The sequence below is a fragment of the Halalkalibacter flavus genome (assembly GCF_036663575.1).
Taxonomy (GTDB): Bacteria; Bacillota; Bacilli; order Bacillales; family Bacillaceae_D; genus Halalkalibacter; species Halalkalibacter flavus.
Window position 1 is genome coordinate 21,582 of record NZ_JAWRVK010000051.1, and the last position, 6,231, is coordinate 27,812.

The 6,231-nt window shown below is 40.0% G+C and carries 5 protein-coding genes; 4 read left to right on the forward strand and 1 reads right to left on the reverse strand.

The genetic code is table 11. The features are described from left to right. The first annotated feature begins 5 nt into the window (after positions 1 to 5). The 3 genes from SAY88_RS21895 to SAY88_RS21905 are packed head-to-tail and all read left to right on the forward strand — an operon-like array spanning position 6 to position 2,605. Complete coding sequence (locus SAY88_RS21895) at positions 6 to 830, forward strand: carbohydrate ABC transporter permease (RefSeq protein WP_332634335.1); 825 nt, start codon at positions 6 to 8, stop codon at positions 828 to 830. A gap of 38 nt (positions 831 to 868) precedes the next feature. Beyond that, a complete protein-coding gene (locus SAY88_RS21900; RefSeq protein ID WP_332634337.1) occupies positions 869 to 1,600 on the forward strand; it encodes a glycerophosphodiester phosphodiesterase in 732 nt (243 codons plus the stop codon). Positions 1,601 to 1,639: 39 nt separating this feature from the next. Then, positions 1,640 to 2,605: a ComEC/Rec2 family competence protein gene (locus tag SAY88_RS21905; RefSeq protein WP_332634338.1), complete on the forward strand. Its 966-nt coding sequence runs from the start codon at positions 1,640 to 1,642 to the stop codon at positions 2,603 to 2,605. A 480-nt stretch (positions 2,606 to 3,085) separates the two neighbouring features. Here the strand turns inward: SAY88_RS21905 and SAY88_RS21910 are convergent, their stop codons facing one another. After that, the gene (locus SAY88_RS21910) at positions 3,086 to 5,020 is read right to left on the reverse strand and encodes an ABC-F family ATP-binding cassette domain-containing protein (RefSeq protein WP_332634339.1); all 1,935 of its coding nucleotides are present in this window, start codon (positions 5,018 to 5,020) and stop codon (positions 3,086 to 3,088) included. Between the two features lie 486 nt (positions 5,021 to 5,506). On the opposite strand from SAY88_RS21910, the gene SAY88_RS21915 reads away from it, so the two are divergent. After that, positions 5,507 to 6,142: a redox-sensing transcriptional repressor Rex gene (locus tag SAY88_RS21915; protein ID WP_332634341.1), complete on the forward strand. Its 636-nt coding sequence runs from the start codon at positions 5,507 to 5,509 to the stop codon at positions 6,140 to 6,142. The last annotated feature ends 89 nt before the right edge of the window (positions 6,143 to 6,231 follow it).

The following is a 6,231-nucleotide window of genomic DNA, read 5'->3' on the forward strand; positions in this document are numbered from 1 at the left end:
CGAGCATGGATAAAAAGATCGTGTTAAAAGGGATTAATTTAATTGGGCTGATTATACTTGTGTGTATTTTTGCGATGCCTTTTGTATGGATGATGTCAACGTCCTTTAAAACCTTAGGTGAAACGATGTTGTTTCCTCCTACGTGGATTCCAGAACAGCTTAACTGGGAAAACTTTAGCAAGGCTTGGAATTCGGGACCATTCCTAACGTATTTTCTGAACAGTGTGATCGTATCGATCGGAATCTTACTTTTACAAATGTGTACGATTATACCGGCTGCCTACGCGTTTGCACGATTTAAATTCAAAGGAGACCGGTTCTTTTTTGGACTTACGATGATTACACTCATGATTCCGGCGCAGCTCATTTTCTTACCTGTTTACTTACAAATGAGTGCATGGGGATTGCTTGATACATTGTGGGCGTTAATTCTTCCATTCTCATCAAGCGCATTTGGCATTTTCCTTTTGCGTCAATCGTTTAAGCAAGTACCTGAGGAATTGCTAGAAGCGGCTCGGTTAGATGATGCAACTGAATGGAAAATCATCATGAAGATTATGATTCCTATTGCCAAACCTGTGTTAATCACATTTGCTCTTTTTAGTTTTATTACACATTGGAATGATTATTTTTGGCCACTTGTGATGACAACATCAGATGCAGCGAGAACATTGCCGATTGGAATTACAAAAATTCGCCAAGTTGAAGGTGGAATCGCTTGGAATATCTTGATGGCTGGAAACATGATTCTTGTGCTACCTATATTAATCGCGTTTTTCTTTGCGCAACGACAAATTATTCGAGCATTTGTGTATACAGGAGTCAAATAAAAGAAAACGACACATGATAAGAAAAGGAGTCGACAAATATGAAATGTATTGCACATCGTGGGTGGTCTTCCAAAGCACCTGAAAATACGCTCGCCGCGTTTCGTTTGGCGATGGAAGAAACATGGATTTATGGGGTTGAATTAGATGTTCATTTAACTAAAGATGGAGTTCCGGTTGTGATTCACGACCATACTTTAGAAAGAACAACAAATGGAATTGGTTTTATTAAAGAATCCACGTACGAAGAGTTGCGGAAGTTAGATGCCGGAAGCTGGTTTCACCCTTCTTTTGCGGAGGAAAAGATTCCTTCATTAGAAGAAGTATTTCAGTTGTTTAAGCCTACTTCATGCCAAATAGTTGTGGAATTAAAACAAACCGGAGACTTCTACTTAGGTCTCGAAAAAGCGGTGATTGAACTTATTGAAAAATATAAGATGTACTCACAAGTGTTGGTCGCTTCTTTCGATCATGAGAGTGTACGAAAGGTAAAGGAATTAGACCGTCATGTTGAAACGGGGTTCATAGTGTTTGGGCAACCGACTATGTTGATTGATCAATTGAATTTTACCGGGGCAACAAGCGTGTCGATGCATTATGCCTATTTGACAAAAGCGTTAGTAAGCACGTTACTCGAGAATGGAGTAAGGGTAGGAGCATGGACGGTGGATGAGGCTAGGGTGATGGAAACGCTTAAGGGTTATTCTCCACATATGCACATCACAACAAATAAACCGGAACAGTTTTTGAAAGTGTCCGTTGCTTCATCATAAGTACTTCTACATAGACTACCAAGAAGTGAGGGATGACAAGTGGCTCCTCGTATGTGTGCAAACCTGAAGTGGATAGTTGCGATAGCTTTCTTACTGACCTTTACCTATCCGCTTGTAACCTATATTCAAGCAGAGACCGTATTTAAAGAAGAAGCAATGAAAGCGAAAGTAAGCCATAAGGGAATCTTTGATGAAACTTTACACAAAGGAGCCCTACAAATTAGATATTTTGATTTAGAAGCGAACACCAAATCGGGTGATGCCATTTTAATAGAAAGTCCAGATGGAAAGAGAATGTTAATTGATGCAGGAATTGTGGACACGGGGGAGAGGCTTGATCATTATTTAGATCAATTAAACGTCAATCATCTTGATATAGCTGTAGCAACCCACCCTCATCATGATCATATTGGTGGATATCATACGTTACTCAAGTCCAAACAAATCGACCTCTTCATTAGACCTAATTTAGAGCATCACACAGAGACTTATCAAGTGTTTTTGAATTTCCTTCGAGAACAAACCACCCCCGAACAGCTTGTAGCGGCGGGAGACCGTTTTACACTGGGCGAGCATGTAGAGGTTGAAATTCTTAGTCCAAGTGAGGAAGAGTTGCCCCATGCTAACGAATCAGGGAAGTTATCAACGGCAAAAATGAATGATCAATCGTTGGTACTTAAGGTCACGTATTTAGATCACACGTTTTTATTTACAGGAGATATATACAAAAAGAAGGAGCGTGAATTAATAAAGCTATATGGAGATAAGTTGGACGTAGATGTATTACACGCTCCTCATCATGGAGACAGTACATCCTCATCCCAAGCCTTCATTGATAAGGTGAAGCCACAGCACACAATTATTAGTGCGAATATCCTTCAAAGTAAAAAAGTTTACAATCGATACGTGAAAAGCGGTAGCAATGTCCATGCAACAAGCAAGAACGGTACGATTTTGTTCGTCTCAGATGGAGAAAATTTGACTGTTTTGAGTGAAGTGGAGTGATGTTAGGAGGCAGTCCCTTCTATACAATAGGGAAGTGTTTGTACAAGCTTAGGTTACACGGAAGTAGAGTCATTCTTATTCCTTTTTTGTAGAGGGAATGGGGGGACTCTTTTTAATGAAATATGAAAAGGTCGGTCAAAGGGGAGGATGAGAGACGTAACGGGTAGCCGGAGAGGGAGGAAGGTCACTCATCGAGGGTATGAAAGCCGTAACGGGTAGCAGGAAGAGAGTGAAGGCACTCATCGAGGGTATGAAAGCCGTAATGGGTAGCAGGAAGAGAGTGAAGGTCACTCATCGAGGGTATGAAAGCCGTAATGGGTAGCAGGAAGAGAGTGAAGGTCACTCATCCAAGGGGAATGAAAACCGTAACGGATCAAAGAAGAAGGACTCATCCATTGAATACGTATCTAATCCCAAAAAAGAGACGAACAATTAGATGTTCATCTCTCTTAAACTGAGTAAACTGCCTCTTTTATTCACTTACTCCTGAAGTTCTTCCCATTCTTCCATTAGAGCTTCGATTTTTGCTTTTGCTTCATCAATTTCCGCTTGAATGGTTTGCGCTTTTTCATGATCTGAATAAATAGAAGGGTCGCAAAGGTCATCTTCTTTTTCTGCCATTGACGTTTCCAGGGAGTCAATTTGACTTTCGATTTCTTCAATCCTACGTTGACGTTGACGTTCAGCTTTTTTTGCCTCTTTGTCTTGTTCATATGAGCGCTTATCCGTCTGGGTTCCAGTTGTTGTTTGAGTTAAATTTGCGGCACGCTCTTGTTGATTTAGTAGTTCCCTTTGTTCGGTTTCATTTTTCTTTTCGACATAATAATCATAATCGCCAAGATAATTCGTAATTTGTCCATCATCGAGTTCAGCCATTCTAGTTGCAATGCGATTTAAGAAATATCGGTCATGAGAAACAAATAATAAAGTTCCTGGATAATCGATTAGAGCATTTTCTAAAATTTCTTTTGCATCGAGATCCAAATGGTTTGTTGGCTCATCGAGAATAAGGAGATTTGCCTTTTTCATCATTAATTTTGCCAGAGCCAGTCGCGCTTTTTCTCCACCACTTAACGTAGATACAGGTTTTAATACGTCATCACCGCTAAAGAGGAAGTTACCTAGTACCGTTCTAATTTCTTTTTCCGGTAAGAGGGTATGGTCATCCCACAGCTCGTGTAAAACGAGCTTATTAGACTTTAAATTAGCTTGTTCTTGGTCATAATAACCGACTGTCACATTACTACCGAAGCGAATAACCCCATCTTTTAATGGAATATCTTTCATGAGTGCTTTTAAAAGTGTTGATTTCCCAGCGCCATTTGGCCCAATGAGTGCTACACTTTCTTCTCGATCAATCGAAAGGTTTAAATTTTGAAAGATCGTTTCATTGCCATACGCAACATGAAGCTCAGTTGCACGGATGACCTCTTTTCCGCTTTGACGTTCAATTGTAAACGAAAAAGAAGCTGATTTCTCTGATCCAGCTGGCCGGTCCAGTAAAGTCATTCGCTCGAGCTGTTTCCTACGACTTTGTGCTCGCTTCGTTGTTGAAGCTCTAGCAATGTTTCGTTGAATAAAGTCTTCTAACTTAGCGACTTCATCTTGTTGCTTCTCGTATTGTTTTAATTCGAGCTCATAACGTTTTGCTTTTTCATCAAGATAAGCGCTATAATTCCCTGTGAATTTGGTTGATTTCGTTCGAGAGATTTCGACCACTTCTGTCACAATTTTATCTAAAAAGTAGCGATCGTGGGACACGATCAGAATCGCACCCTTATATCCAACTAAATATTGTTCTAGCCAAGTAAGTGTTGCAATATCTAGGTGGTTGGTTGGTTCATCAAGAATAAGAAGATCTGGCTTTGTTAACAATAATTTTGCTAACGCTAATCTAGTTTTTTGGCCACCGCTTAATGTCGATATCTTTGTTTCATAATCAAAGTCGCCGAAATTCATCCCTGCAAGAACACCGCGAATATCAGCTTCATACTGATAACCACCCTTATCTTTAAAGGTAATTTGAAGTTGGTCGTATTCTTTTAAAAGCTTGTTGTAACGAGTTTCGTTCTTGAGCAAGGCGGGATCAGACATTTGCAATTCCATATCCCGAATTTGTTTTTCCATTTTACGTAGAGGAGCAAAGACGGTTAACATCTCTTCCCAAATGGATAACTCTGATTCAAGACCGGTATTTTGAGCAAGGTATCCAAGCTCAGTACCTTTTGGCATCATAATTTGTCCACTATCATAGGAGAGTTGTCCGGCAATTATTTTTAGTAATGTTGATTTACCTGCACCATTTCGTCCAACTAGGGCAACACGCTCCCCAGTTTGGATATCTAATTTAATATTTGATAAAATTGGGTCAATCCCAAAAGACTTACAAACATTATGACATTGTAAAATAATCATGGATTTCATTCCTAACTAATAAAATCTATTCCTATAAAAAAATACGTTTTTCATTAATAAAAGTGCGACCCAAGTGGCAATGGCTCCGTGCGCCGTACGCCGTACGCTTTTTGAGAAACCCGCTCAAAAGGCTAAAGACCCAACGTCGGCTCCGCTCATTGCTAAGAGGTAACATAAAAAGGGAAAAATCGCCCTTTTTATCATTAACTGTGTGAACCAAAGTGGCAATGGCTCCGCACGCCGTACGCCTTTTGAGAAACCCGCTCAAAAGGCTAAAGACCCAACGTCGGCTCCGCTCATTGCTAAGAGGTAACAGAAAAAAGGGAAAACCGTCCTTTTTTCTGTTACCTCTTAAGTGTATCGTAGAATGCATCTTTCAACAACTTCATGAACAGATGTGTGAAACGATTACAAACTCTGTGAAATGGTGTACAATAACGGTAGTCTTGAATTGCCAACTTGACGATGGTAGGAGGGAGGCAATAGATGAAAATTGATCAAACGAAGATACCTCAAGCAACAGCGAAGCGGTTGCCGCTTTACTATCGCTTCTTAGAAAACTTGTCTGCTTCAGGCAAGCAACGTGTCTCATCGACTGAATTAAGTGAGGCAGTGAAAGTGGATTCGGCCACGATAAGACGTGACTTTTCTTATTTTGGAGCACTAGGAAAAAAAGGCTATGGGTATAATGTGAATTATTTGCTTTCCTTTTTTCGTAAAACACTAGATCAAGATGAGTTAACGAAAGTCGTTCTTGTTGGTGTCGGGAATTTAGGAACGGCATTTTTACACTACAATTTTTCTAAAAATAATAACACAAGAATTGTAATGGCTTTTGATGTTGATGATCATAAAATTGGTGAGGAAGTAGGCGGTGTAACGGTTCACCATCTAGGTGATCTTGAGAAAGTTATTGATCCTGAAGTAACGGTAGCCATTTTGACTGTGCCACAAGTTGCAGCACAGAAGATTGCAGATCAATTAGTCGCTGCAGGGATACAAGGGATATTAAACTTTACACCAGCTAGACTCGACGTGCCAGAAACTGTACGTGTACACCATATTGATCTTTCGGTTGAGTTACAAGCATTGGTTTATTTTTTAAAGCATTACCCTGTGTAAGAGATTCTGTATAAAAAGGGCGGTTTTCCCTTTTTATACAGAATCGAAGCGATGAGCGGAACCGCTACATGTTTTAAAGTCCGAGTGAG